The 25,178-nt window shown below is 63.6% G+C and carries 25 protein-coding genes; 12 read left to right on the forward strand and 13 right to left on the reverse strand.

Going from position 1 to position 25,178, the window contains the following annotated elements; genetic code table 11:
• Positions 1-14 precede the first annotated feature (14 nt).
• The 6 genes from ABIE20_RS19430 to ABIE20_RS19455 all read left to right on the forward strand — a co-directional run bounded on the left by ABIE20_RS19430 (position 15) and on the right by ABIE20_RS19455 (position 4,962).
• A complete protein-coding gene (locus ABIE20_RS19430) occupies positions 15-1,061 on the forward strand; it encodes an ornithine cyclodeaminase (RefSeq protein ID WP_429506649.1) in 1,047 nt (348 codons plus the stop codon).
• Between the two features lie 248 nt (positions 1,062-1,309).
• Entirely contained in the window at positions 1,310-2,089 is a 780-nt protein-coding gene (locus tag ABIE20_RS19435; RefSeq protein WP_429506650.1) for an ABC transporter substrate-binding protein, read from the forward strand.
• 75 nt (positions 2,090-2,164) lie between these two features.
• Positions 2,165-2,890, forward strand: a complete 726-nt coding sequence (locus ABIE20_RS19440; protein WP_429506652.1) for an ABC transporter permease — start codon at positions 2,165-2,167, stop codon at positions 2,888-2,890.
• Positions 2,887-3,600 (forward strand): ABC transporter permease, encoded by a 714-nt coding sequence (locus tag ABIE20_RS19445; RefSeq protein WP_093385307.1) that lies wholly within the window; start codon positions 2,887-2,889, stop codon positions 3,598-3,600. Before ABIE20_RS19440 ends, ABIE20_RS19445 begins: the two co-directional genes overlap by 4 nt.
• 3 nt (positions 3,601-3,603) lie before the next feature.
• Entirely contained in the window at positions 3,604-4,455 is an 852-nt protein-coding gene (locus tag ABIE20_RS19450; protein WP_429506654.1) for an ABC transporter ATP-binding protein, read from the forward strand.
• A 12-nt stretch (positions 4,456-4,467) separates the two neighbouring features.
• Positions 4,468-4,962 (forward strand): Lrp/AsnC family transcriptional regulator, encoded by a 495-nt coding sequence (locus tag ABIE20_RS19455; RefSeq protein ID WP_010224632.1) that lies wholly within the window; start codon positions 4,468-4,470, stop codon positions 4,960-4,962.
• Between the two features lie 9 nt (positions 4,963-4,971).
• Here the strand turns inward: ABIE20_RS19455 and ABIE20_RS19460 are convergent, their stop codons facing one another.
• The 8 genes from ABIE20_RS19460 to ABIE20_RS19495 all read right to left on the reverse strand — a co-directional run bounded on the left by ABIE20_RS19460 (position 4,972) and on the right by ABIE20_RS19495 (position 10,974).
• Positions 4,972-6,024, reverse strand: coding sequence for an AI-2E family transporter (locus ABIE20_RS19460; protein ID WP_429506656.1), 1,053 nt, complete (start codon positions 6,022-6,024; stop codon positions 4,972-4,974).
• Between the two features lie 12 nt (positions 6,025-6,036).
• The gene (locus ABIE20_RS19465) at positions 6,037-6,804 is read right to left on the reverse strand and encodes a DUF4892 domain-containing protein (protein ID WP_429506697.1); all 768 of its coding nucleotides are present in this window, start codon (positions 6,802-6,804) and stop codon (positions 6,037-6,039) included.
• Positions 6,805-6,949: 145 nt separating this feature from the next.
• Positions 6,950-7,804 (reverse strand): alpha/beta hydrolase, encoded by an 855-nt coding sequence (locus ABIE20_RS19470; RefSeq protein ID WP_429506657.1) that lies wholly within the window; start codon positions 7,802-7,804, stop codon positions 6,950-6,952.
• Entirely contained in the window at positions 7,801-8,595 is a 795-nt protein-coding gene (locus tag ABIE20_RS19475; RefSeq protein WP_429506659.1) for an alpha/beta fold hydrolase, read from the reverse strand. Before ABIE20_RS19475 ends, ABIE20_RS19470 begins: the two co-directional genes overlap by 4 nt.
• A 92-nt stretch (positions 8,596-8,687) precedes the next feature.
• Complete coding sequence (locus ABIE20_RS19480) at positions 8,688-9,035, reverse strand: hypothetical protein (RefSeq protein ID WP_429506660.1); 348 nt, start codon at positions 9,033-9,035, stop codon at positions 8,688-8,690.
• Positions 9,036-9,135: 100 nt separating this feature from the next.
• The gene (gene sixA, locus ABIE20_RS19485) at positions 9,136-9,591 is read right to left on the reverse strand and encodes a phosphohistidine phosphatase SixA (protein WP_429506661.1); all 456 of its coding nucleotides are present in this window, start codon (positions 9,589-9,591) and stop codon (positions 9,136-9,138) included.
• On the reverse strand, positions 9,588-9,935 hold the full coding sequence (locus ABIE20_RS19490; protein ID WP_429506663.1) for a DUF4389 domain-containing protein: 348 nt from the start codon (positions 9,933-9,935) through the stop codon (positions 9,588-9,590). Before ABIE20_RS19490 ends, sixA begins: the two co-directional genes overlap by 4 nt.
• Positions 9,936-9,948: 13 nt before the next feature.
• Positions 9,949-10,974 (reverse strand): NAD(P)H-dependent glycerol-3-phosphate dehydrogenase, encoded by a 1,026-nt coding sequence (locus ABIE20_RS19495; protein WP_429506664.1) that lies wholly within the window; start codon positions 10,972-10,974, stop codon positions 9,949-9,951.
• Positions 10,975-11,211: 237 nt separating this feature from the next.
• On the opposite strand from ABIE20_RS19495, the gene ABIE20_RS19500 reads away from it, so the two are divergent.
• The 5 genes from ABIE20_RS19500 to fabB all read left to right on the forward strand — a co-directional run bounded on the left by ABIE20_RS19500 (position 11,212) and on the right by fabB (position 18,028).
• Positions 11,212-13,257 (forward strand): TonB-dependent receptor plug domain-containing protein, encoded by a 2,046-nt coding sequence (locus ABIE20_RS19500; RefSeq protein ID WP_429506666.1) that lies wholly within the window; start codon positions 11,212-11,214, stop codon positions 13,255-13,257.
• The gene (locus ABIE20_RS19505) at positions 13,257-14,150 is read left to right on the forward strand and encodes an ABC transporter substrate-binding protein (protein ID WP_429506668.1); all 894 of its coding nucleotides are present in this window, start codon (positions 13,257-13,259) and stop codon (positions 14,148-14,150) included. Before ABIE20_RS19500 ends, ABIE20_RS19505 begins: the two co-directional genes overlap by 1 nt.
• On the forward strand, positions 14,147-16,075 hold the full coding sequence (locus tag ABIE20_RS19510) for an ATP-binding protein (protein WP_429506669.1): 1,929 nt from the start codon (positions 14,147-14,149) through the stop codon (positions 16,073-16,075). Before ABIE20_RS19505 ends, ABIE20_RS19510 begins: the two co-directional genes overlap by 4 nt.
• A gap of 205 nt (positions 16,076-16,280) precedes the next feature.
• Positions 16,281-16,796, forward strand: a complete 516-nt coding sequence (gene fabA, locus ABIE20_RS19515) for a 3-hydroxyacyl-[acyl-carrier-protein] dehydratase FabA (protein WP_045202185.1) — start codon at positions 16,281-16,283, stop codon at positions 16,794-16,796.
• An 11-nt stretch (positions 16,797-16,807) separates the two neighbouring features.
• A complete protein-coding gene (fabB, locus tag ABIE20_RS19520; protein WP_429506671.1) occupies positions 16,808-18,028 on the forward strand; it encodes a beta-ketoacyl-ACP synthase I in 1,221 nt (406 codons plus the stop codon).
• Positions 18,029-18,085: 57 nt separating this feature from the next.
• Here the strand turns inward: fabB and ABIE20_RS19525 are convergent, their stop codons facing one another.
• From ABIE20_RS19525 to ABIE20_RS19535, 3 genes are all read right to left on the reverse strand, one after another.
• The gene (locus ABIE20_RS19525; protein ID WP_429506672.1) at positions 18,086-19,711 is read right to left on the reverse strand and encodes a methyl-accepting chemotaxis protein; all 1,626 of its coding nucleotides are present in this window, start codon (positions 19,709-19,711) and stop codon (positions 18,086-18,088) included.
• A gap of 139 nt (positions 19,712-19,850) precedes the next feature.
• A complete protein-coding gene (locus ABIE20_RS19530; protein WP_123568234.1) occupies positions 19,851-20,315 on the reverse strand; it encodes a DUF3859 domain-containing protein in 465 nt (154 codons plus the stop codon).
• Between the two features lie 66 nt (positions 20,316-20,381).
• A complete protein-coding gene (locus ABIE20_RS19535) occupies positions 20,382-21,389 on the reverse strand; it encodes an amidohydrolase family protein (protein ID WP_429506674.1) in 1,008 nt (335 codons plus the stop codon).
• 105 nt (positions 21,390-21,494) lie between these two features.
• On the opposite strand from ABIE20_RS19535, the gene ABIE20_RS19540 reads away from it, so the two are divergent.
• Positions 21,495-22,355 carry a pirin family protein gene (locus ABIE20_RS19540; protein ID WP_429506675.1) on the forward strand — a complete coding sequence of 287 codons (861 nt, stop codon included), beginning with the start codon at positions 21,495-21,497 and terminating at the stop codon, positions 22,353-22,355.
• 98 nt (positions 22,356-22,453) lie between these two features.
• Here ABIE20_RS19540 and ABIE20_RS19545 read toward each other — a convergent pair whose 3' ends face one another.
• A complete protein-coding gene (locus ABIE20_RS19545) occupies positions 22,454-23,179 on the reverse strand; it encodes a dienelactone hydrolase family protein (protein WP_429506677.1) in 726 nt (241 codons plus the stop codon).
• A gap of 56 nt (positions 23,180-23,235) precedes the next feature.
• Positions 23,236-25,140 (reverse strand): molecular chaperone HtpG, encoded by a 1,905-nt coding sequence (gene htpG / locus ABIE20_RS19550; RefSeq protein ID WP_123568226.1) that lies wholly within the window; start codon positions 25,138-25,140, stop codon positions 23,236-23,238.
• Positions 25,141-25,178: the final 38 nt, after the last annotated feature.

The following is a 25,178-nucleotide window of genomic DNA, read 5'->3' on the forward strand; positions in this document are numbered from 1 at the left end:
CAAAGGAGTTCATCATGACCCGCTATATCGACGTTACCGACCTCAGCCGCCTGGTGGCACGCAAAGGCCTGAGCACCTGCATCAGCGAGATGGCCGAGTACATCCGTGAGGACTACCTGCGCTGGCACGACTTCGAAAAATGCGCGCGCCTGGCCAACCACTCGCCCGACGGCGTGATCGAGCTGATGCCGGTGTCCGACGCCAACCTGTACGCCTTCAAGTACGTCAACGGCCACCCGAAAAATACCCAGCGCGGCATGCTCACAGTGATGGCCTTCGGTGCCTTGGGCGACGTCGATACTGGCGCGCCGGTGCTGCTCAGCGAAATGACCCTGACCACCGCCATCCGCACCGCCGCCACCTCGGCCCTGGCCGCCCGCTACCTGGCGCGCAAAAACAGCCGCAGCATGGCGCTGATCGGCAACGGCTCGCAAAGCGAGTTCCAGGCCCTGGCCTTCCATGCCCTGCTGGGTATCGAGGACATCCGCCTGTATGACCTGGACCCTGCGGCCAGCGCCAAGCTGGTGGCCAACCTCAGCGCCTTCCCGGCAATCAGGGTGAGCGTTGCCGGCTCCGTCGCCGAAGCGGTGCGCGGCGCCGATATCGTCACCACGGTGACTGCCGACAAGGCCTACGCCACCATCCTTACCCCGGAAATGATTGAGCCGGGCATGCACCTGAATGCCGTCGGCGGCGACTGCCCGGGCAAGACCGAACTGCACCGCGAGATCGTCGAGCGCGCGCGGGTGATCGTCGAGTACGAACCGCAAAGCCGCATCGAAGGCGAAATCCAGCAAATGCCTGCCGACTCGCCCACCACCGAATTCTGGCAAGTGGTCAACGGCCAGGCCGCCGGCCGCGAAAACGCCGAGCAAGTGACCCTGTTCGATTCGGTCGGCTTTGCCCTCGAGGACTACTCGGCCCTGCGCTATGTGCTGGACGTGGCCAAGGCCCTGGACATCGGCAGCGAGATCGCCCTGGTTCCGGAGCTCAAGGACCCGAAAGATCTGTTCGCGCTGCTGCGTGCACCGGTTGAAAACCTGCAGAAAAAACGCGCCTGAACCCGACCGATTCTGCCGCGCTCTGGCGCGGCAGATCGGAAACCGCTGCATGCGAAGCTCAAACCGGAGGTGCTCCAGCCGAATCGGCTGCCATACACGCGTTAACAGCACAATCCGGCAGCCGACGCCGGCGCAAACGACACAAAAAAAACGTCGTCATCGCGCATTCTGAGCCCGACCAGAGAGTCACTAAAAGACCAGAAGCGCACCACTGCCCTACATCAACTATAAAACTCAGGGATACTCATATGACTTCGCTGCGAAAGCTCCTCAGCGTGCTGCTCCTGCCACTGTGCGCAAGTGCGGTGCAGGCCAAGGAATGGACCGAGATCCGTTTCGGCGTCTACCCCGAATACCCCCCTTTTGAATCCGTTGCCGCCGATGGCAGCCTGCAAGGCTTCGACATTGAACTGGGCAACGCCATCTGCGCCAAGCTGCAGGTCAAGTGCACCTGGGTACACAACGAATTCGACGGCATGATCCCGGCCCTGCGGGCGCGCAAGTTCGACGCGATCATGTCGTCGATGGCGGTGACCCCGGCGCGACAGAAGCAGATCGACTTCAGCGCCAAACTGTTCCTCAGCCCGACCTCGGTAATCGTGCGCAAGGGCGCCGATTTTGGCGACACCCCCGAGTCGCTCAAAGGCAAGCAGGTCGGTGTGCTGCAAGGCTCGCTGCAGGAAGCCTATGCCCGCGCCAAGCTGACGCCGCTGGGCGCCCAGGTCAAGGCTTACCAGGCCCAGGACCAGAACTACGCCGACCTGATCAACGGCCGCCTCGACGCCACCCTGACCGACAAGCTCGAAGCCCAGCTCAACTTCCTCACCAAGCCCGAAGGCGCCGACTTCAAGAGCGGCCCGGCAATCAAGGACCCGACCCTGCCCCTGGACATCGCCATGGGCCTGCGCAAGAACGACAGCGAGCTCAAGGCCCTGCTCGACAAAGGCATCGCCGCAGTTCACGCCGACGGCACCTTCGCCGAAATCCAGAAAAAATACGTCGGCGACCTGGATATCTACAACGAGTAAGCCGTGCCGGCGTGATCAGTTCGCCCTGGGCTGATCACAGCCGCATTTGCCCTGCGTCCTACCGAGATTTTTCCCGTGAACGACTTCCTTCACTCCCATGGCTGGCAGGCCCTGAGCCTGCAGGGCTTCGGCCCGCTGTTGCTGCAAGGGACCGCGATGACCCTGAAACTGGCGCTGCTGTCGCTGGCCCTGAGCCTGGCGCTGGGCCTGATCGGCGCCAGCGCCAAGCTCTCGCGCCTGAAACTGCTGCGGGTACCGGCCACCCTGTACACCACCCTGATTCGCAGCGTGCCGGACCTGGTACTGATCCTGCTGATCTTCTACACCTTGCAACTGTGGCTCAACGACCTGACCGAGCTGCTCGGCTGGGACTACTTCGAGATCGACCCGTTTACCGCCGGGGTCATCACCCTGGGCTTTATCTACGGCGCTTATTTCACCGAGAACTTTCGTGGGGCGATCCTCAGTGTCCCGGCCGGGCAGCTGGAGGCCGCCACGGCCTACGGGCTGAGCCACGCGCAACGCTTTCGCCTGGTGCTGTTCCCGCAACTGATGCGCTTCGCCCTGCCGGGCCTGGGTAACAACTGGCTGGTGCTGCTCAAATCCACCGCGCTGGTGTCGATCATCGGCCTGGCCGATCTGGTCAAGGCTGCGCAAAACGCCGGCAAGACCACCAATAACACCCTGTACTTCCTGATCATCGCGGGGCTTGTGTACCTGCTGATCACCAGCCTCTCCAACCGCCTGTTCAAGCACCTGGAGCGGCGTTACAACACTGGCATCAAGGGGCTGGCGCAATGATCGAACTCTTTGAGCAATACGGCCAGGCCTACCTCTACAGCGATGGCGCCGGGCTTTCCGGGCTGGCCATGACCCTGTGGCTGTTCGTCATCACCATGGTCCTGGGCTTTTTCCTGTCGCTGCCGCTGGCCCTGGCGCGGGTCTCGCGTAGCCTGTGGCTGCGCTGGCCGGTGGAGTTCTACACCTTCGTGTTCCGCGGCACGCCACTCTACATCCAGTTGCTGATCTGCTACACCGGCCTGTACGGGCTGGAGGTGGTGCGCGATCACGCCCTGCTCGACCAGTTCTTTCGCAATGCACTGAACTGCACACTGCTGGCCTTTGTGCTCAACACCTGCGCCTACACCGTGGAGATTTTCGCCGGAGCGATTCGCAACATCCCCCACGGCGAGATCGAAGCGGCCCAGGCCTACGGCCTGCACGGCTGGAAGCTGAACCTGTTCGTGGTGCTGCCGGCGGCCCTGCGCCGTTCGTTGCCGGCCTACAGCAACGAACTGATCCTGATGCTGCACGCCACCTCGCTGGCCTTCACCGCCACCATCGCCGACATCCTCAAGGTCGCCCGCGATGCCAATGCCGCCACCTTCCTGACCTTCCAGGCCTTCGGAACCGCGGCACTGCTGTACATGTTGCTGTCCTTCGCGCTGGTCGGGCTGTTTCGCCTGGCCGAGCGGCGCTGGATGGGTTTTCTTGTTCCTGCCCGAGGCTAACTCATGACCATTACCGCACACGCCTTGTCGACCGGCGAGCACACCCACAGCACGCGTCCAAGCCCACGCATTGCCAGCGTCACCGCCGACGCCACGGTGAAACTGAGCGTTGCCGACCTGCATAAACGCTATGGCGACCATGAAGTGCTCAAGGGCGTTTCGCTGCAGGCACGCAAAGGCGACGTGATCAGCCTGATCGGCGCCAGCGGCTCGGGCAAGAGCACCATGCTGCGCTGCATCAACTTCCTCGAACAGCCCGATGCCGGGGTTATCACCCTTGATGAACAGACCATCGAAATGCGCCAGGGCCGTGCCGGCAGCCGGGCGCCGCACCCGGCGCACCTGCAGAACCTGCGCACGCGCCTGGCCATGGTGTTCCAGCACTTCAACCTGTGGAGCCACATGACCGTGCTTGAGAACATCTGCATGGCGCCGCGGCGGGTGCTCGGGGTCAGCAGCCAGGACGCCGAAGCCCGCGCGCGCAAGTACCTGGACAAGGTCGGCCTGCCGGCACGGGCCGCCGACCAGTACCCGGCGTTTCTTTCCGGCGGCCAGCAACAGCGGGTGGCGATCGCCCGGGCACTGGCCATGGAGCCGGAAATCATCCTCTTCGACGAACCGACCTCGGCCCTGGACCCGGAGCTGGTCGGTGAAGTGCTGAAAGTCATACAGACGCTGGCCGAGGAAGGTCGTACCATGCTCATGGTCACCCACGAGATGGGCTTTGCCCGTCAAGTGTCGAGCCAGGTGCTGTTTCTGCATCAGGGCCGGGTCGAGGAACAAGGAAGCGCCGAGATACTTGACCAGCCGCAGAGCGAGCGCCTGCAGCAATTTCTTTCCAACCGTTTGAAGTGAAGCCGAACCTGCATGGATACCAAGGTCAACAGCCCACAGACCACGCCGCCCCTGGACCGGATCGACGAAGCGATCATCGACGTGCTGCGCCACAACGGGCGCATCACCTATGAAAAGCTCTCCTCGCTGGTGCACCTCACCCCCCGCCCATGCCTGGAACGGGTACGCAAGCTGGAACGACGCGGGGTGATTCGCGGCTATGGCGCGATCATCGATGTGCAGATGGTTTCGCCAGGGTTGTCACTGCTGGTGCTGGTAGCCCTCTCCAACCAGAGCGGGCGCGCGGCGCAGAAAGCCTTCGAGGCTTGCGTACGCGCCTGCCCGCAGGTGTTCGATTGCCAGCTGATCAGTGGCCACTTCGACTACAGCCTGCGCATGCGCTGCCGGGACATGGAGCACTACCGGGTGCTGACCGAGACCTGGATGAACAACGACGAGCTGCACATCGACAAGCTGGTCGCCCACCCGGAGCTGGCGGTGGTGAAGAACACCGCCCCCCAGCTCTAAACCGTCCAGTCAGGTACGCGGCGGCGCCACCGGCCCGCTGCGCGACCAGTCCAGCAACAGGCTGTAGGCCACCGCCAGCAAGGTCGGGCCGATGAACAGGCCGATAAAGCCGAAGGCCAGCAGGCCGCCAAACACCCCGAGCAGGACGATCACCAGCGGCAGGTTGCCGCCACGGCTGATCAGGTAGGGCTTGAGTACGTTGTCGACGCCACTGATGATGAACGTACCCCAAAGGCCGAGAAACACCGCCATGCCGTACTCACCCTGCCAGGCCAGCCAGGCAGTGGCCGGTACCCAGGCCAGCGGCGGGCCCATGGGGATCAGGCTGAGCATGAAGGTGACGATCCCCAGCACCAGCGCGCCCGGCACGCCGGCAATCAGGAAGCCGATCAGCGCCAGTACCGCTTGCGCCGCAGCGGTGCCGATCACGCCGTTGACTACCCGTTGCACAGTACCGGCCACCAGCTCCAGGTAGTACTCGGCACGCTCGCCGATCAGGCGATCCAGCAGGCGCAGGACGAACGCCGCCAGACGCGGCCCGTCACGGTAGAAGAAGAACACGAAGACCAGGCTCAGGGTCAGCTCGAGAATGCCGCTGCCGATCTGCGCGCTACGCGCCAGCAGCCAGTTGCCGACCTGCCCCAGGTACGGCTTGATCGCCGTCAGCAAGGCCGCGCCCTGCTGGTCGATGGTGTCCCACATGCCCACCAGGCGCTCGCCCACGAACGGCACGCTGCCCAACCAGCCCGGCGCATCAGGCAGGCCGTCGACCTGCACGTCACGCACGAAGGCGGTGGCATCGCGAATATGATCGGCCAGGTTGAAACCCAGCCACACCAGCGGCAACGCCACCAGCAGGATCCACAAGGTGGTCAGCAAACCTGCGGCCAGGGTTTCGCGACCGCCAAGCAGGCGGGTCAGCAGGCGCATCAGCGGCCAGCTGGCATAAGCCAGGATGGCCCCCCAGAGCAGCGCCGAAATGAATGGCGCCATCACCCAGAGGCCGGCGCCAAGCAGCGCCAGCAGGATGATCTGTACCAGCAGGCGGTCGTTATTGGGCATCATGCTTCTCGATCAGCGAATCAGTTCGACGTGGAAACCATCGGTCTCGGCGCTACCCACTTCCAGTCGTGCCGGGCGTACGCCGGCCTTGACCAGTTGCTCGCGCCAGGCTTGCGCCTTGGCCCCGCTCAGGCTCACGCGCAAGGTGGTGTTGTTGTTCAGGCTGCGCCCGATCAGGTTGACCCAGGCCTCGGGCGGCTCGCCGTTCAAGTCAGGGTAGTCGAGCTTGCCGGTGTCGAGCAGTTCGCGCATCAAGGTTGCCGCGGTTGGCAGCAATTCACCCAGGGGCGCGTCGGCGACGAACTTTTCAACATGCAGGTAAGCGCGCTTGTTGCCGCGGGTGACGCTGTACAGGGCGATCAGGGTGTTGCTCTGCTCGGCGGAGCGACGCAGCAGGATGAACGCCTGTTGCTCGTCCGCGCCCGACAGCGTGCGGTTCTTGAACACTTCGTTGGCCCACAGGCTGTTCTCGCCGCAGTCACGGGCCTGGCACCAGAACAACGGATAACCGCCATCCTTCTGCAGGGCTTCACGGGCGGTGGTAAAGGCTTCGTTGGCGCTGCGCTCGCGGGGCAGCTGGTAGGTAACCGAACTGACCTGGCCACGGCTTTCGATCTTGCTTTCGACCCGCAGCTGGTTGCTGATCTTGCGCAGGCCGCCCAGCGGGTAGACCCGCTCCTGCACCAGCGGCGGGCGCTGATCGACCACTTTAGCGTCCAGCGGAACCGGCAGGCCATCGGCCAGCAGCGGCAGGCTGGCGAGAACGCCGAGCCCGGCCATTGCCGCCTGGATAATAGGTTTGAGCCTCATAGGCACGCCACCGAGCGCGGGGCGTCAAGGTGGTCAATGGATGTGGCGTAGTCTTGCTCGTTCATGGTTGTCTCCCTGTTCAACCCGCCAAGCCTCGACAGTTGCCCGCCACAAGTCAAGGAATGCCAAAGAAGCGATTGAAACAGTCTGCAACAAGGGTTGCGCCGGCCTCGTCATTCAGGTGCAGGTGATGGCCGCCCGGCAGCTGTTCTCGCTCGAAGGGTAGCTGCTCGAGCAGTTCGCCGTGTCGCGCCAGCATACCGTCCGCGGCCACCACCAGTTTCGCCGGGCAGGCGATGCGCTGCACAAAACTCATGGCCTGGGCTTCATTCAGGCGGGTCGGCGATGGCAGGGTCAGGCGGCTGTCGCTGCGCCAAGTGTAGCCACCGGGTACCGGCATCAGCCCACGCTGGGCAAGCAGCTCGGCCGCTTCGCGGCTAACCGCCACCAGACCCTTCATGCGCGCCTCGATTGCCTGGTCGAGGGTCGGGTGCACCGCCTTGCGCTTGCTGTCCAGGCGCAGTTGCGCCTGCAGGGCCATGCCCATGCGTTCTGCGGCATCCTGCGGGCCGCTGGTGGGCGGGATTACACCGTCGATCAAGGCCAGGCGGGTAACCCGCTCGGGCAGTGCACCGGCCAGCAGTACCGAGATGATCGCCCCCAGCGAGTGCCCAAGCAGGGCAAAGCGCTCCCAGCCCATCTGCTCGGCGACCCGCAGTACATCATGGGCGTAATCGGCCAGGGCGTAGCCGGCACCCGCCGGGCGATGTTCGGAATGGCCATGGCCGGCCAGGTCCAGGGCCAAAATGCGCAGCCCCTTGAGCCGGGGCGCCAGGCGGGCAAAGCTGTTGGCGTTGTCCAGCCAGCCGTGCAGGGCAATCACCGGCAAGCCGTCGGCCGGGCCGAACAGGTGCGCAGCCAGCTCGATATGACCCAGGTTCAGGCGTACTTCTTCCATTTCAGTGCTCATGTCGGGGTGTCCTGCCAGCGGTCGAACAGGCCCTTGATCAGGCTCGCGGTATCGGTCGGGTGCTCCAGCGGAAACATGTGCCCGCCGGGCAGGCTGTGGTATTCGCCCCTGGGCATGCCACGCACAGCCAGGGCATGATGACGCTTGACCACCCGGCTTTGGCTGCCACGAACCATGGCCAGGGGCAGTTTCAGCTGCCTGGCCGGGCTCGGGCTGGTGTGCGGCAAGCTGCGGTAGATGCTGATCTCGGTGGCCGGGTCAAAGCGCAAGCGCAAACCGTCTGCGCCGGACTCCAGGCCATGCTCCAGATAGGCATCCAGGCATTCCGGGTCGAAATGGCGGAACAGCGTCTTGCCGGCAAAATAGGCCCGCGCGCTGTCACGGTCGGCAAAGGCTTCACGGCGGCCCAGGGTGCGCCCGGCCGGGGTGATGCGATCGATGAAGCCCATGCGCTTGGCCGCCTGGATCAGCCACTGGTCGAACCGGGTCAATACCGGCGAATCGAGCATCACCACGCCGCGGTAATACTGCGGGCAGCGCATGGCCGCGTGCAGGTGCAACACTCCGCCCAGGGAATGACCGACACCCCAGACCGGGCCTGGCTGTTGCTCCAGGTGATGGATCAGCTCGTCGACCAGGTTCTGCCAGTTGTCGTTGACTGGAAAGCGCGGATCGTGGGCATGCTGGGCCAGGTGGGTAACCTGGTAGTCCGGTGCCAGCGCAGCAAAGAGCTTGCCGTAGGTGGCCGAGGGGAAGCCATTGGCATGGGCGAAGAAGATTTGCTGCGACATGGCCGCCAATCCAGAAGGAAGTGATGGCTCATTGTCGGCAACCGCACCCGCGGCGGCAATGTCCGGAAAAGCCATCGGCGACGGCAATCAGGTCAATACTCGCCGAAACTGGCCATCGAGCGGCGCAGGCAGGCCTGCATGTAGGCCAGTTGCTGCTCCAGGGCTTCGCGGGCGCGACGCTTGTCCTCGGCATCGAGCTCGAGCCGGCGCAGGGCCAGACAGCTGGTCTGCAACAGGTGCGACATGCGGATACTGGCCTGGCGCAGTTGCTCCAGCTCGTACTGACCTTCGAATTTGCGCAGCAGGTAGTCGAGCTTGGCGTCGGCGCTGTCCTGCAGCATGCGGTACTCGGCAAAATCCAGCGCCTGATGCTTTTGCACCTTGTCGAGCGCCGGTTGCACGTCGGCCGAGTACACCAGATCCAGATGTCTACTGCTCATAGTCGAATTCCCTGGGACACCCTGCCCCGCAACTTCAACGCACGCTAACAAGGTGTACCGGGCACGACAACTGGTAAAAATGCTAGGTCGATCAGCGGACTCATGAATGATGCAGGCCACGCAGGGTCATCAAGCCAGCCAGCGGCCAGTCGCCTTCAAGCTCGGCCAGGCTGGCGGTGCTCATTGGCACCGGATGTTGGCGGCTGCCATGCGCCAGCAGGCTGACCAGGTTGCCCACCAGCGGCTGATGGCTGACCAGCAGCACGTGCTCCAGACCCAATTCTTCCAACTCGGCGATCACCGCGTGCGGGTCAATGTCCGGGGTCAGCCACGGCACGGTCTGCACCGGTTTGCCAAAGCCGAGGGCTTCGTGGACCTGCGCCGCAGTCTGCTGGGCGCGCACATAAGGGCTGGCGACAATCACCTGCAGCGGCTGCCCAAGCAGCACCGCCGCGCTGCGCAGTACCTGCTCGCGGCCATGGGCGGTGAGCCGGCGCTCGGCATCGGTGTTGGCGCGCTGCTCGGCCTCGCCGTGACGCAGCACCCAGAGCCTCACAGCTTCGGCTCTTCGTCGCGAACCGGGTGCGCGGCCGGCGGCACGCTGTGGGCAGCTTCGCCTTCGGGCGCGCGCGGGGTTGGCCAGTCGGCGAACGGCCAGGGCTTGTGGTCGCTGTGGAAGCTGCCAAAACGGCCGATCTGGGCCAGGAACTGGCTGAGGCTGTCGCCGAAATTCATCAAACTGGCGCTCGGGGCGCCGTAGATCAGCCGGTAGATCAATTGCACCAGCACCAGGCCGCCAAGCAGCAGTTCGGCCAGTTGCCAGACCACCAGGAACACCAGCATCCACAACACGCGCAAGATGATCGATTCGCGCTGGGTCTGGTTCGGGGATTCGTTCATGTCCTGCTCCTGCTTAATTGAAACCACTGGTGGAGATAAAATCGACGTCGGTTTTCGGCTCGCCACGCATCAGCAGCTCGATCACCTGGGTCAGGGTCCGGCCTTCAAACAGGATCGCGTGCAAGCCGGCGACCAGGGGCATGTATACCTGGACCTCCTGGGCTTTGACCTTGAGCACCTTGAGGGTGTTCACCCCTTCGGCCACTTCGCCCAGGCGGCTGACCGCCTCTTCCAGGCTCAGGCCCTGGCCCAGGGCGTGACCGACCTGGTAGTTGCGGCTCTTGGGCGAGGAGCAGGTGACGATCAGGTCGCCGACCCCGGCCAGGCCCAGAAAGGTCATCGGGTTGGCGCCCTGGCTGACGGCGAAGCGGGTCATCTCGGCCAGGGCGCGGGTGATCAGCATGCTCTTGGTGTTCTCGCCCATGCCCAAGGCCACAGCCATGCCGGCAATGATCGCGTAGACGTTCTTCAACGCCCCGCCCAGCTCGACACCAAAACGGTCGCCACTGGCGTAAACGCGAAAGGTGCGCCCGTGCAGCACGGCCTGGACCTGCTGGCAGAGGCCTTCGTCTTCGCTGGCGACCACGGTGGCGGTCAGGGCGTGCTCGGCCACTTCGCGAGCCAGGTTCGGCCCCGACAGCACGCCGATGCGCGCCTGGGGGGCGATTTCTTCGAGGATCTGGCTCATCAGCTTGAAGCTTTGCGCTTCGATGCCCTTGGTCAGGCTGACCAGCATCTTGCCGCCCAGCAGCTGGGCGTGGGGCGCCAGCACGCTGCGCAGGGCGCTGGAAGGCAAGGCGACGAAGATCAGCTCGCAAGCCTCAAGAGTCGCCAGCAGATCGTTGACCGGCTCGACCCCGGCATGCAGCTTGATGCCTTTGAGGTAGCGCGGGTTCTCGCGGTGGGTGCGCATGGCCTCGGCCTGCTCGGGGTCGCGCATCCATTGGCGCACCCGAACGCCGTTTTCCGCCAGCAGATTCGCCACGGCGGTGCCGAAACTCCCGCCTCCCAGAACTGCAACAGGCTGCTGTTCAGTCATATCCAATCCGTTAAAACCAATTAAAGTGGCGACCTGCGCATTATACGGAGCGCCGGTGCCAGAGCCAGTGGCAGATGACCGAATCGCCGTTGGGAACCGTCGCGCCATGACTGGAAAATGCCCACCACTCGGTTAACATGCCCGACTTGAACCTGTTACCAAGGCCGCACTGTGTCTTTTGGCCCGACTTCCAAACGCCCTTTATTACTGCTGACTGTCCTGCTCAGCGGCCCCGGCATGGCTGACGACCTGTTTGTCGACAGCCAGGCTTTGCCACAAGTGCTCACCGCCACCCGCCTCAAGCAATCGCCAGCGGCGGTGCCGGGCAGCATGACCGTGCTCGACAGCGACCTGATCCGCGCCAGCGGTGCCCGCGACATTCCCGAACTGTTGCGCCTGGTGCCGGGGATGATGATCGGCTACGGTGCCGGCAACCAGCCAACGGTCAACTACCACGGCAGCAACGTCAACGATGCCCGGCGCATGCAGGTGCTGATCGACGGCCGCTCGGTGTACCGCGCAGGCCTGGCCACGGTGGACTGGAGCGATATCCCGCTGGCCATGGAAGACATCGAGCGCATCGAGGTGTTCCGCGGCCCCAACACCGTCAGCTACGGCGCCAATGCGCTGATGGCGGTAGTCAACATCCTCACCCGCAGTCCGGCCGACAGCCACGGCACGCGCCTGAAGGTCACCCGTGGCCAGCGCGGCATCAATGACTGGTACGCAAGCCAGGGCCTGGGCTGGGACGGAGGCGATCTGCGCCTGTCGCTGTCGGGCATGCAGGACGATGGCTTCGACGAGAACCACCTGGGCCAGGACTACCGCGACAGCCGCCGCCTGAACCGCCTGAACCTGAGCGCCAGCCACACCCTGGCCAGCAACCAGAGCCTGGAGTGGCAGTTCGCGGCCAAGGAAGGCAGTGACCAGCGGCCCTACACCTATAAACCGGTGTTTCCCTACGTCACCGCCGCCGGCAACAACGCCGACCTCAACGCCAAGGACTACGCCGGGTCGCTGCGCTGGAACATCGATTTCAACCCGAACCATAGCCTTTACATCCAGGGCTCGGCCCAGCACTGGGAGCGAGACCAGGTGTGGCGCGCCTGCGATGCAGCGCTGTCGTTCAGCCCGCAACTGACCGCGCTCTGGCGCCTGAACCCGAACTATGCCGAGCAGGTGGCGCGCAACATCACCTCGCCCTTGCCTGCGGGCAAGAGCGAAGAACACGCACTGGCCGAACAGGTCCAGCAGCAGTGGCGCAACGGCGGCTCGCAGCAAGTCTGCGGCGACATCGACCAGAGCACCCGTGAAACCCGCTACGACCTTGAAGTGCAGGACACCCTGAGCCTGTCCGACAGCCTGCGCCTGGTCAGCGGCGCCAACTACCGCTATGACCGCGCAGACTCGCAGACCTACTTCAATGGCAGCCTCGACGACAGCACCTGGCGCCTGTTCGGCCACCTGGAATGGCGCGCCGACGAGCACTGGATTCTCCAGGGCGGTGCCATGTACGAAGATGCCCGGCTGTCCGGCAGTTCCTTGACCCCGCGCGTCGCGGTCAACTACCTGATCACCCCGCGCCATGGCTTGCGCGCGGTGTACTCGGAAGCGGTGCGCTCGCCGGACATGTTCGAGAACAATGTCAACTGGAGCTACCGGGTCAACAACCTGGAGCCTGGCGCCTTCGGCCAGCGCGACGCCGATTACTTCGTCAAGACCCGCGGCCCGGGCGATCTCGAACAGGAGCGCATGCGCTCGCGGGAACTGGGCTATAACGGTTACTTCGCCGATGCCGACCTGAGCGTCGACCTCAAGCTGTTCTACGACGAAATCACCGGCATGATCAGCGAACCGCTGCGCAACAACCAGTACATTGCCAGCAACAGCAACAAGGCCCGTTTCAGCGGCACAGAAGCGCAGCTTGACTGGCGTCTGAACCCGGCCGACCGCCTGCGCCTGACCTACGCCTACGTCGATGCCTGGGCCAGCAACCCGGCCGACCGGCGCCTGAGCGCGCACAACAGTGGCTCGGCCGGCTGGCTGCGGGACTGGGGCGCCGGTTGGTCCAGCGCGCTCTTCTACTATGGCGACGACGCGCTGAACCAGTACCGCTTCGAACGCGTCGATTTGCGCGTGGCCAAGCGTATGCACTGGAACCGTACCAGCCTGGAACTGGCCGGTATGCTCCAGCAGCGCCTGGATGACGAGCCGACGACCATCTACGACAACCGCTATGACAGCCGCCACGTGCTGTACTTCAGTGCGGAGCTGGCGTTCTGATGCGCCGCCTGCGGCACTGGCTGCTGCTGGTCTGCCTGTGGCCCCTTGGTGCCCTGTCGGCCAGTGAGATCCTGCTCACCGCCGGCCAGGACAACCCCGGTGTGCGCAACTTCGTCGAAGCCTTGCGCGAGCGCCGCCCGACCGATCAGGTGCGCTTCGTGCCGGTGGCCGAATTGCCGCGACCGAGCGAGATTAAAACCGCCACCCGCCTGATCCTGCTCGATGGTGCCAGCCTCGAATGGCGCCTGAGCGAAACCGCCGGGCCGCCGGCACTGGCCTTGCGCGTCAGCCGCGTCCAGGCCCAGCAGCGCCTGGGCAGCCTGCGCCCGGCGTACCTGAGCCTGCTGTGGAGCGACCCGCCCCTGGCCCGCCAGTTGCGCCTGACCCGCTACCTGTTGCCGCAGGCCAAGCGGGTGGGCGTGCTGTATGCCGAACATAGCCAGTTCCTGCTCGACGAGCTGCGCAAGGCGGCACGCCCGCTGGGCCTGGAAATCATCGCCGAAGCCTGGCCGGACCTGCGCGACAGCCGTCCACTGCAAAGTCTTCTGCAAAACAGCGATGTACTGCTGGGCATCGACGATCCACAGTTGTACAACTCCAAAACGGCCAAGAACGTGCTGCTCAGCAGCTATGGCCGGCAGATGGCGCTGATCGGACCCAATGCCGGCTTCGTCAAGGCCGGCGCCCTGGCCAGCACCTTGAGCGACCAGGAGGACTGGCTGGCGGTACTCGACCGGCTGCTCAACCAGCCGCCCTATCGCTGGCCACGCACGCTCTACCCGGATCACTTCAGCGTGCTCGGCAACCAGCAGGTAGCCCGCGCCCTGGGCATCGAAGCGATTGACCCGTCCGCCGCCGCCCTGGCCCTTGCCGAAGGAGAAAGCACACCATGAGACGGCGCCTGAGCTGGGACATTCACACCCGCACGCAGATCATCAGCCTCGGCCCGGCCCTGTTGCTGACCCTGCTGCTGATCAGCTTCTTTACCTTCGTGCGTATCCAGGACTTGCGCCAGGAGCTCAACCACACTGGCCAGCTGATCGCCAATCAGTTGGCCCCGGCCTCCGAATACGGGGTGATCGCCGGTAACAATGAAGTGCTCGAAAGCCTCATGCGCGCGACCTTGAGCATCCCCCACGTGCGCTTTCTCGAGGTCCAGGACAGCAGCAACCATATCCTTGTGTATGTCGAGCAGCCGGACGAAAACAACAACCGCGCGCAGCAGGTCGAAGTGTTCCAGGCCCCGATCCGCCTGCAGCAGATCCGCCTGGACAGCGACTTTTTGCACAGCAATGCACCGGCCAGGAGCATCGGCGACGATTACCTGGGCCGGGTGATCGTCGGCATGTCGGACGACGCCTTCAGCGAGCGCCAGCAGGAAATCGTTGTCAAGGCCGGGATTCTCGCGCTGTTTGCCCTGCTGTTCACCTTTATCCTCGCCCGGCGCCTGGCCCTGAGCCTGGCCAAGCCGATCAGCGACATGGGCCATGCGGTCAAGGCCATCCAGCAGGGTGAGTTCAACGCGCCGCTGCCGGTGGTCGATGACAGCGAACTGGGCCACCTGGCGCGGCACATCAACAACCTTGCCAGCGCCCTGGGCAAGGCCAGCCATGAACAGCAGCAGGCCATGTCGCAGTTGATCCAGGCCCGCGAAGAGGCCGAACAGGCGAACAAGGCCAAGTCCGACTTTCTGGCGATGATGAGCCACGAACTGCGCACGCCCATGAACGGTGTCATGGGCATGCTGCAACTTCTGGAAACAACCTCGCTCAACGAGGAGCAGGCCGAATACACCGCCGTCGCCAGCGAGTCGACCGGGCACCTGCTCAAGGTCATCAACGATATTCTTGATTTCTCGCGCATCGAGCGCACCAACCTTGAACTTGAGCACATCGATTTCAACCTTGGCGAGCTGATCGGCAGCAGCGTGCAATCGTTCCAGCACCTCGCCCAGCAGCGCCAGCTGGACCTGCAACTGCGCCTGCCGCCGGGCATGGAACAGCTGCAGGTAGTGGGCGACCCGACGCGCATCCGCCAGGTCCTGCTCAACCTGATCGGCAATGCCCTGAAGTTCACCGAGCGCGGCAGCGTGCACATCGAACCGCGCTGGCAGGTGCTCGACCGCCAGCTGATCTGGTTCACCTGTGCGGTGCGCGACACCGGCATCGGCATCGACAGCACCCGCCTGGAGATGATGTTCGTTGCCTTCCAGCAGGCCGACAGCTCGATCTCGCGTCGTTACGGCGGCACTGGCCTGGGCCTGTCGATCGCGCGCACCCTGGCCCAGCGCATGGGCGGTACCCTGCGCGGCGAAAGCCGTGAAGGCCTGGGCTCGACCTTCACCCTGGAAATGCCCCTGGCCCTGTCAACCGCGCAAACGCCACGCCTGCCCAGCGGCCTGACCCGCCCCGAAGACGACGGCCAGGGTCGGCGGATCCTGCTGGTCGAGGACAATCCGGTGAACCAGACGGTGATCGAAGCGATGCTGCGCAGCCTGGGTTTTGAAGTCTGCGTCGCCGTTGACGGCGCCCAGGCCGTGGCCCAGGCCGGGCGCCAGCGCTTTGCCGCCGCGTTGATGGATTGCCGCCTGCCGATCATCGATGGCTACGAGGCCACCCGGCGCATCCGCCTGCTGCCCCAGGCGGCGGCCATGCCGATCATCGCCCTGACCGCCAATGCCTTGCAGGGCGATCGCGAGCGCTGCCTGAACGCCGGCATGAACGACTACCTGGCCAAGCCGTTCAAACGCACTGACCTGCAGCAAATTCTGCAACGCTGGCTGCCCGGTCAGACAGCTGCGACTGGCGATAAATGCTAAATTGCGGCAGTCTAAGAGACTGGACAAGCGCCGCGAAGGGCTTGAAAATAAAATTTCAGTGCACAAGTGTACTTCTTTGCCCCGTGCGCTGTGACTTTCACTACAACGCAATAGTCTATGTGTAGGCTGCCGGCTCAAACGCTAGCGTTTTGGGACGGCCGGGAAGATTTGCCCCCTGCCGCACGGGGACTATTGAGGAGCTCGCATGACCAAACAAAACGCCTTTACTCGGGAAGACCTGCTGCGCTGCAGTCGCGGTGAGCTGTTCGGCCCAGGTAACGCGCAACTGCCCGCCCCGAACATGCTGATGGTTGATCGCATCACCCATATCAGCGCCGAGGGTGGCAAGTACGGCAAAGGTGAATTGGTCGCCGAGCTGGATATCACCCCGGACCTGTGGTTCTTCGCCTGTCACTTCGAAGGTGATCCGGTAATGCCGGGCTGCCTGGGCCTTGATGCCATGTGGCAGCTGGTTGGTTTCTACCTCGGCTGGCAAGGCCTGCCGGGCCGCGGCCGCGCCCTGGGTTCGGGCGAAGTGAAATTCTTCGGCCAGGTCTTGCCGACCGCCAAGAAAGTCACCTACAACATTCATATCAAGCGCGTCCTCAAAGGCAAGCTGAACATGGCCATCGCCGATGGTTCGGTCAGCGTCGACGGTCGCGAGATCTACACCGCCGAAGGCCTCCGGGTCGGCGTCTTCACCTCCACTGACAACTTCTAAGGGTTATCCGCATGCGCCGCGTCGTTATCACTGGTCTGGGCATCGTTTCGTGCCTGGGCAATGACAAAGAGACCGTCTCCGCCAACCTGCGTGCAAGCCGCCCTGGCATCCGATTCAACCCGGAATATGCCGAAATGGGTCTGCGTAGCCAGGTTTCCGGCTCCATCGACCTCAACCTCGAAGAACTGATCGACCGTAAAATCTACCGCTTCGTTGGTCAGGCCGCTGCCTATGCCTACCTGGCAATGGCTGACGCAATCAAGGACTCGGGCCTGACCGAAGAGCAGGTTTCCAACCCGCGTACCGGCCTGATCGCAGGCTCCGGCGGCGCCTCGACCCTGAACCAGATGGAAGCGCTGGACATCCTGCGCGAGAAAGGCGTCAAGCGCGTTGGCCCGTACCGCGTCACCCGGACCATGAGCAGCACCGTCTCGGCGTGCCTGGCCACCCCGTTCAAGATCAAGGGCCTGAACTACTCCATCGCCTCGGCCTGCGCCACCAGTGCTCACTGCATCGGTACCGCGATGGAACAGATCCAGATGGGCAAGCAGGACATCGTCTTCGCCGGTGGCGGTGAAGAAGAGCACTGGAGCCAATCGTTCCTGTTCGACGCCATGGGCGCCCTGTCCAGCAAGCGCAACGATACCCCGGAAAAAGCCTCCCGCGCCTACGACGCTGACCGTGACGGTTTCGTCATCGCCGGCGGTGGCGGCATGGTCGTGGTTGAAGAGCTGGAACACGCCCTGGCCCGTGGCGCCAAGATCTACGCCGAAATCGTCGGCTACGGCGCGACGTCCGATGGCTACGACATGGTCGCGCCAAGCGGCGAAGGCGCCATCCGCTGCATGCAGATGGCCATGTCCACCGTCGACACCCCGATCGACTACCTGAACACCCACGGCACCTCGACCCCGGTTGGCGACGTTGCCGAGATGAAGGGCGTTCGCGAAGTGTTCGGCGACAAGGCTCCGGCCATCAGCTCGACCAAGAGCCTGTCCGGTCACTCCCTGGGCGCCGCCGGCGTTCACGAAGCGATCTACTGCATGCTGATGATGGAAGGCAACTTCATTGCCGGCTCCGCCAACATCGACGAGCTGGATCCGGAAGTCGCCGACCTGCCGGTGCTGACCAAGACCCAGGAAAACGCCAAGATCGATACCGTGATGAGCAACAGCTTCGGTTTCGGCGGCACCAACGCCACCCTGGTACTCAAGCGCTGGGCTGGCAAGTAAGGGCTAGCCCCTTGCACGCAAAACGCCCCGACTCGTCGGGGCGTTTTTGTTTGTGCCTTACACCGAAAAGCGCCCCACCAGCCCATTGAGCTCAATCGCCAGCTGCGACAGCGCCTGGCTCGCCGCGTTGGTCTGATTCGCCCCGGCTGAAGTCTGCATGGCCAGGTCGCGGATATTGGTCAGGTTGCGGTCAACCTCCCGCGCTACCTGCGCCTGCTGCTCCGAGGCACTGGCGATCACCAGGTTGCGCTCGTTGATCAGGCTGATGGCCGCGGCAATCTCTTCCAGCGCGGCGCCGGCGGCATGCGCGCCCTCCAGGGTGCCGCGTGCCCGCTCGTTGGTCTGCTGCATGCCCTCGACCGCGCGATTGGTGCCTTGCTGAATACCATCGATCATCTGCTCGATTTCACGGGTCGATTGCTGGGTGCGATGGGCCAGTGCCCGCACCTCGTCCGCCACTACGGCAAACCCGCGCCCGGCATCACCGGCGCGCGCCGCTTCGATCGCCGCATTCAGGGCCAGCAGGTTGGTCTGCTCGGCAATCGCACCGATCACATCCAGCACTTTGGTAATGCCATGCACCTGCTGCGCCAGTTGCCCGACCTCTTCGGCGTTGGCGGTGACGCCGGCCGCCAGGTCTTCGATCGAAGTCACGGTCAGGCGCACCTGCTCGCGCCCTTGCCGGGCGATGCGGTCGGACTCGCGCGAGGCTTCGGAGGTGGCCACGGCATTGCTCGCCACTTCCTCTACAGCCGTGGTCATCTGGTTGACGGCGGTGGCCGCCTGTTCGATTTCCTGGCTTTGCTGCATCAGCCCGCGAGTGGCGTCTTCGGTGACTGCGCTGAGCTCTTCGGAGGCTGAGGCTAACTGGCTGGAAGAATCGGAAATGCGCCCGATGGTATCGCGCAGGCTCTGCTGCATCTGCTTCAAGGCAGCGAGCAAGCGCGCCGGCTCATCCTTGCCCTGCACCGAAATCTGCGGGGTCAGGTCACCGGTAGCGACCACTTCGGCGACCTGCAGCGACTGCGCCAATGGCCGGACGATGCTGCGGGTCAGGGTCAGGGCCAGCACCACGGTGAGCACCACGGCGGCGATCAGCAAGCCGATCACCCAGATCCGCGCCTCCTTGTAGACGACCTCGGCCAGGTCGGTAGCAGTGTTGGCATGATGGTTATTGAGCGCGATAAGCTCATTGAGGCTGGCAGTCATCTGGTCGGCGAGCTGGTTCATCTCGCCGTTGACCATGGCCACTGCCTCTTCCACCCGGTGCTCGGTGGACAGCTGCACCACCTGGGCCTGCAGCTTGAGGTAGCGCTGCTCCAGGTCCAGGTAGCGGTCAAACAGGGTCTGCTCTTCGGGCAGCACGATCAGCGCCTGGTATTTCTGCTGGGCCTTGTCCAGGCCGGACTTGATCTCGTCGATGCGCGACTTGTTCTGCTCCAGCGCCGCAGCATCGCGATTGACCAATAGGCGCAGGGTCAAGGCGCGGATCCGCAGCATGTCCTGGGTCATCTGCCCGACCGAAATCACGCTGGGCAACCAGTTGCTGTCGACCTGCTCGGACTGCTGGCGCATGCTGGTCATCTGCATCAGGGCAAACGCGCCCAAGGCAAACACCAGCGCCGCCACCAGGCCAAAACCCAGGCCGGCCCTGGGCGCGATATTCATGCTTCTCAAGCTCATCTTCTGGCTCCCTCCAAAAGCGCTGCTCAACAGGGCAGCAGTCCTTGCTTCTAGACGGTATCGGCCTGTGGAAAATTTGCGTAAGACGAAAACGTGATATCAAAAGGCCTTATGATCGCGACGCCAGGGTCGCCCTGCCTCAGCGCACGGTAAAGCGCTGCTCGGCCAGCAGGCGATCGCCCTGAAAGACCATGAAATGCCACTGTCCCGGCACCACTTCATGGTTCTCGGTGAATTCGTAGGCCATGACATCCTGGACCGCACCCGGCACCAGCTTCTGCACCACCTCGAACTTGTCGTGGCGCTTGCCGTCCGGCGTGCGCACGCCAGGGGTGAGGTACAGCAGGGTCAGCGGCGTGTCTTCGGCGACCTTGCCTTCCAGCCGGTAGCGCATACCGAACTTGCTGCCCAGGCGCGCCGGAATTTCATCGGTTTGCTGGATGGTCTGGTTGCTCTGGCTCAGCACCCGCTCACCGGGCTGGAAGTTCTGGTGGCGGGTTTCGAACAGGCCGTACTCGACCGGCCCTTCAACGCGAACCTCGGCAGCGGCCAGGCCACTGACCAGCAACAGCCCGCACAGGGCGCTGAAACGACGTGGAAACATAGTGCACTCCATCAGGTTGATGGCGGCAGGCTATGACGCGGGCATGACAGGCTGATGACAGTGCTGTCACTTGCGTGCCTTGGGCAGCACCGCGAGGAAGTTGTCGCGGGCGACCTTTTGCGCCACCTCGGCAGGCAGGGCGTCCAGGAAAGGATCAAAGCCATGCAACTGCTCACCCAGGCTGTTGAAGCGCCCAACCACGTCGGAGCCGAGCATGAAGCGCTCAGGGAAGCGTTTGACCAGCGCCAGCCACTCAGCCCTGGGCTTGCCCTTCTCGTCCAGCAGATAAGGCTGCAGCACGCTCCAGGACAGGTCTATGTACAGGTTCGGGTAATCCTCGAGCATCCGCGTCAGGGTCGGCAGCAGAAAATCCAGCTGCGTCTGGTGGCGATGAATCTCCATGCTGGTGCCGGCATGGGCCCAGATGAAACGGGTGTGCGGGTGATTGCGCAACGGCTCTTCGATTTCCGCCAGGTACAGCGGGTTGCGTTCGCGCTTGGAGGTGATGTTGGAATGGATCAGCACCGGTAGGTCCTGCTCGGCAGCCAGGTGATAGATACGGGTCATGGCCTCGTTGTTGGCCCTGGGCGTGTCGCCGCTGGTCAACGCGGTCAGGTCGTCGTGGCGGGTGAACACCTCGCCGATCCCCTGCCACAGGCCCGGGTGCAGCGCGAGCATGCGTTCGATGTGAGCCACGGCGTTCTTGTCTACCGGGTTGAAGCCGGTGAGAAACGGATGAAAGCGCTGGCGCTGCTCAGGCGAAAGCTTCTCCAGCGCCGCAGCAACGTAGATGTCGGTGGCGCTGTACCAATAGGCGTCGGCATCATCGCCCGCGTAGTAACGCGGGCGCTTGGGTTCATCTTCGTGCCACTTCTTGGCCACCGGGATGCCGGATATCATCGACTGGTCGATGCGCGCCTGGTCCATAGCCTTGAGCAAGGCGTCCATGCCGGCGGTTTCCTGAAAGAAGTCGACGTAATGCAGGTGCGCATCACTGTAGTGATACTCGCGCGCCTGCGCCGCCTGCAGCGACACGCCCAGCAACAGCACCCAGCCCAGACACCTGGCAATCATTTCGCATTCCTTGTTGGCCGATTCAGACAGGGTAGACCGGAGCAAACACACGCCAGTTCAGCAGGTTATGCTACAAGAACTTTCCCTGCTGGCCTGGAGCACACCGTGAGCCTTCCCCTGGTCATCCGCCCTCGCGCCGAATCGGTCGAAGGCCAACCCATCCTGCGCCCCCTGCCCTCGGCCCAGTGCCGCAGCGTCGGGCCATTCGTGTTCTTCGACCACATGCTCGAAACCGACTATCCGGCCGGGCGCGGCATGAACATCCGCCAGCACCCGCATATCGGCCTGTCGACCCTCACCTACCTGTTCGAGGGCGAAATCCAGCACAAGGACAGCCTGGGCTCGGATCAACGGATCAAGGCCGGCGAAGTCAGCTGGATGACCGCCGGCAGCGCTATCGCCCATGTCGAGCGCACGCCGGCCGAACTGTTGCCTGGCAGCTCGCGATTGCACGGTCTGCAGGTGTGGCTGGCGTCCCCCAGGGAGCACGAGCAAGGCCCGGGGCACTACAGCCATCACCCGGCAGCGAGCTTGCCGGTCAGTGATAGCCTGGGGGTGCGCATCCGCATGATTGCCGGCAGCGGTTTTTGCCTGCAGTCTCCGGTACCGGTGCTGTCACCGACCCTGTATGCGCTGGTGCAGATGCAGGCGGCCACTACCCTGACGGTGCCCACTGAGCATGCCGAGCGTGCGCTGTATGTACTGGATGGCGAAGTCAGCCTCAACGATGAGGCGGTCGAGCCGTGCAGCCTGGTGATCTTGCCGCCCGGCGAAGCCATGAGCCTGTATGCCGATAGCGAGAGCCAGCTGGTGCTGTTTGGCGGGGCGCCGCTGGACGGGCCGCGGCGGATGAACTGGAATTTCGTTGCCAGCGATCCGGCCTTGATCGAGCAGGCGCGGGCACGCTGGGCGGCTGGAGACTGGCCGACGGTGCCGGGGGAAAGTGAACGGATCGAGTTGCCTTGAGGTTATTGCGACCGCTACGCGGTCGATCGCCGGCAACGCCGGCTCCCACAGGGTGGAGACATACAGGTCCATTGTGAGAGCCAGCCTTGCCCCCTCACTCAGCGCTGAAACACTTCATCGAGCAGATTGAACATCGCCCGGAACGCGCGCTTGGATGTGCGCGCGTCGTACTTCATCTTGCCGGGAGTGTTCGCCGCGGTATCAGTAAAGGAATGCACCGCGCCGCCATAGCTGATCAATTGCCAATCAACCTTGGCGGCATCCATTTCGGCTTCGAAGGCTGGCAACTGCTCTTTGGGCACGAACGGGTCGGCGGCGCCATGCAACACCAGCATCGAAGCCTTGACCTTGCCTTCTACCGCCGGCAGCGGCGTATCCAGGGTGCCGTGGAACGACACCGCAGCCAGCAGGCGGGCGTCTTCGCGGGCCAGCTCCAGGGCGCAGCAACCGCCGAAGCAGAAGCCGAAGGTGGCCAGCTTGCCAGGCTCGAGCACCGCCTTCGATTGCCCCAGCAACTGGTCCAGCGCCGCCTTCAGGCGTTTGCGCAGCTCGACGCGGTCGTTCTTCAGCGGCGTCATCGCCGCCCCTGCTTCGTCCATGTTTGACGGTCGCAGGGTCTGGCCGTAGATGTCGGCCAGCAACACCACATAGCCCTGGGCGGCAACCTCGCGGGCGATGCGTTCGGCGCCCTCGCCCACCCCCATCCAGTTTGGTGCCATCACCAGCCCAGGCTGCTCACGGGCGCCCTGGGTAAAGAACAAGCGGCTCTCATAGGCTTTGCCGGCAACATGATAGACCAGCGATTCGACGGTAACCTTGCTCATGCACTCCTCCTTGCACAATGAAAAAAGCCCGCCGAAGCGGGCTTTCCTGCAACTACTTAAGCCGACAATTCGACCAGCAGCTTGTTCAGGCGACGAACGTACGCCGCCGGGTCCTTGAGGCTATCGCCCGCCGCCAGCGCGGCCTGGTCGAAGAGGATGTGCGAGAAGTCGGCGAAACGGTCTTCGCTCTGCTCGTTGTCCAGTTTCTCGATCAGCGGGTGGCCCGGGTTGAATTCGAAGATCGGCTTGGAGTCCGGTACTTTCTGACCGCTGGCTTCGAGGATCTGGCGCATCTGCAGGCCCAGGTCCTGTTCACCGATGGCCAGGATCGCCGGCGAATCGGTCAGGCGGTGCGACACGCGCACTTCGCTGACGCTTTCGCCCAGCGCCGCCTTGAGGCGCTCGACCAGGCCTTCTTTCTCCTTGGCGACTTCTTCCTGGGCTTTCTTGTCCTCTTCGGAGTCCAGCTTGCCCAGGTCCAGGTCACCGCGGGCGACGTCGACGAAGCTCTTGCCGTCGAATTCGCTCAGGTAGCTCATCAGCCACTCATCGATACGGTCGGTCAGCAGCAGCACTTCGATGCCTTTCTTGCGGAAGACTTCCAGGTGCGGGCTGTTCTTGACCTGTGCGTAGGATTCGCCGGTAAGGAAGTAGATCTTGTCCTGACCTTCCTTGGCGCGGGCCAGGTAGTCGGCCAAGGCAACGCTCTGCTCGCCGCTTTCGTCATGGGTGGAGGCGAAACGCAGCAGGCCGGCGATTTTTTCCTTGTTGGCGAAGTCTTCAGCCGGGCCTTCTTTCATTACCTGGCCGAAGTTCTTCCAGAAGCCCTTGTACTGCTCAGGCTCGTTCTTGGCCAGCTTCTCGAGCATGTCCAATACGCGCTTGGTCAGTGCCGACTTCATCGAGTCGATGATCGGGTCTTTCTGCAGGATCTCGCGCGAAACGTTCAGCGACAGGTCGTTGGAGTCGACCACGCCCTTGATGAAGCGCAGGTACAGCGGCAGGAAGGATTCTGCCTGGTCCATGATGAACACGCGCTGCACGTACAGCTTCAGGCCGCGTGGCGCTTCACGCTGGTACAGGTCGAACGGGGCGCGGGCCGGTACGTAGAGCAGCGAGTTGTACTCAAGCTTGCCTTCAACCTTGTTGTGGCTCCAGGCCAGCGGGTTCTCGAAATCGTGACCGATGTGCTTGTAGAACTCCTGGTATTCCTCGTCCTTGATCTCGGTACGCGGACGGGTCCACAGGGCGCTGGCGCGGTTGACGGTTTCCCATTCTTCGGCCGGCTTTTCTTCACCTTCGCCGGCTTCGACCTGTTTTGGCAGCTCGATCGGCAAGGCGATGTGATCGGAGTACTTCTTGACGATGTTGCGCAGGCGCCAGCCGTCGGCGAACTCTTCTTCACCCTTTTTCAGGTGCAGGACGATGCGGGTACCGCGTTCGGCCTTGTCGACGGTGGCAACTTCGAAGTCGCCCTCGCCCTTGGACGACCAGTGCACGCCCTCGGCGGCTGGCAGGCCGGCGCGGCGGCTGAACACGTCGACCTTGTCGGCGACGATGAAGGCCGAGTAGAAGCCCACGCCGAACTGACCGATCAGGTGCGAGTCCTTTTTCTGGTCGCCGGTGAGGTTTTTCATGAAGTCGGCGGTGCCGGACTTGGCGATGGTGCCCAGGTGCGCGATGACCTCTTCGCGGCTCATGCCGATGCCGTTGTCTTCGAGGGTGACGGTGTTGGCGTCCTTGTCGAAGCTCAGGCGGATTTTAAGCTCGGCGCCGCCTTCGAGCAGCTCTGGCTTGGCCAGGGCTTCGAAGCGCAGTTTGTCGACGGCGTCGGAGGCGTTGGAAATCAGTTCGCGAAGGAAGATTTCCTTGTTCGAATACAGGGAATGGATCATGAGGTGCAGCAGTTGCTTCACCTCGGTCTGGAAGCCCAGGGTTTCTTTTTGAGTTTCCACACTCATGGTCTTCAACACTCCGATCTGATGGCAGTTGTCGTTGG

Source organism: Pseudomonas sp. 2835 (genome assembly GCF_050435905.1).
Lineage (GTDB): Bacteria > Pseudomonadota > Gammaproteobacteria > Pseudomonadales > Pseudomonadaceae > Aquipseudomonas.

Bases quoted from the DNA above. Each gene is read 5' to 3' on its own strand.
- ABIE20_RS19480 (WP_429506660.1), bottom strand. From the start codon at position 9,035: ATGAGCAGTAGACATCTGGATCTGGTGTACTCGGCCGACGTGCAACCG.
- ABIE20_RS19510 (WP_429506669.1), top strand. From the start codon at position 14,147: ATGAGACGGCGCCTGAGCTGGGACATTCACACCCGCACGCAGATCATC.
- ABIE20_RS19430 (WP_429506649.1), top strand. From the start codon at position 15: ATGACCCGCTATATCGACGTTACCGACCTCAGCCGCCTGGTGGCACGC.
- ABIE20_RS19500 (WP_429506666.1), top strand. From the start codon at position 11,212: ATGGCTGACGACCTGTTTGTCGACAGCCAGGCTTTGCCACAAGTGCTC.
- ABIE20_RS19460 (WP_429506656.1), bottom strand. From the start codon at position 6,024: ATGCCCAATAACGACCGCCTGCTGGTACAGATCATCCTGCTGGCGCTG.
- ABIE20_RS19435 (WP_429506650.1), top strand. From the start codon at position 1,310: ATGACTTCGCTGCGAAAGCTCCTCAGCGTGCTGCTCCTGCCACTGTGC.
- fabB (WP_429506671.1), top strand. From the start codon at position 16,808: ATGCGCCGCGTCGTTATCACTGGTCTGGGCATCGTTTCGTGCCTGGGC.
- ABIE20_RS19495 (WP_429506664.1), bottom strand. From the start codon at position 10,974: ATGACTGAACAGCAGCCTGTTGCAGTTCTGGGAGGCGGGAGTTTCGGC.
- ABIE20_RS19535 (WP_429506674.1), bottom strand. From the start codon at position 21,389: ATGATTGCCAGGTGTCTGGGCTGGGTGCTGTTGCTGGGCGTGTCGCTG.
- ABIE20_RS19445 (WP_093385307.1), top strand. From the start codon at position 2,887: ATGATCGAACTCTTTGAGCAATACGGCCAGGCCTACCTCTACAGCGAT.
- ABIE20_RS19470 (WP_429506657.1), bottom strand. From the start codon at position 7,804: ATGAGCACTGAAATGGAAGAAGTACGCCTGAACCTGGGTCATATCGAG.
- ABIE20_RS19530 (WP_123568234.1), bottom strand. From the start codon at position 20,315: ATGTTTCCACGTCGTTTCAGCGCCCTGTGCGGGCTGTTGCTGGTCAGT.
- ABIE20_RS19455 (WP_010224632.1), top strand. From the start codon at position 4,468: ATGGATACCAAGGTCAACAGCCCACAGACCACGCCGCCCCTGGACCGG.
- ABIE20_RS19545 (WP_429506677.1), bottom strand. From the start codon at position 23,179: ATGAGCAAGGTTACCGTCGAATCGCTGGTCTATCATGTTGCCGGCAAA.
- ABIE20_RS19475 (WP_429506659.1), bottom strand. From the start codon at position 8,595: ATGTCGCAGCAAATCTTCTTCGCCCATGCCAATGGCTTCCCCTCGGCC.
- ABIE20_RS19525 (WP_429506672.1), bottom strand. From the start codon at position 19,711: ATGAGCTTGAGAAGCATGAATATCGCGCCCAGGGCCGGCCTGGGTTTT.
- ABIE20_RS19505 (WP_429506668.1), top strand. From the start codon at position 13,257: ATGCGCCGCCTGCGGCACTGGCTGCTGCTGGTCTGCCTGTGGCCCCTT.
- ABIE20_RS19450 (WP_429506654.1), top strand. From the start codon at position 3,604: ATGACCATTACCGCACACGCCTTGTCGACCGGCGAGCACACCCACAGC.
- ABIE20_RS19465 (WP_429506697.1), bottom strand. From the start codon at position 6,804: ATGGCCGGGCTCGGCGTTCTCGCCAGCCTGCCGCTGCTGGCCGATGGC.
- fabA (WP_045202185.1), top strand. From the start codon at position 16,281: ATGACCAAACAAAACGCCTTTACTCGGGAAGACCTGCTGCGCTGCAGT.
- htpG (WP_123568226.1), bottom strand. From the start codon at position 25,140: ATGAGTGTGGAAACTCAAAAAGAAACCCTGGGCTTCCAGACCGAGGTG.
- ABIE20_RS19490 (WP_429506663.1), bottom strand. From the start codon at position 9,935: ATGAACGAATCCCCGAACCAGACCCAGCGCGAATCGATCATCTTGCGC.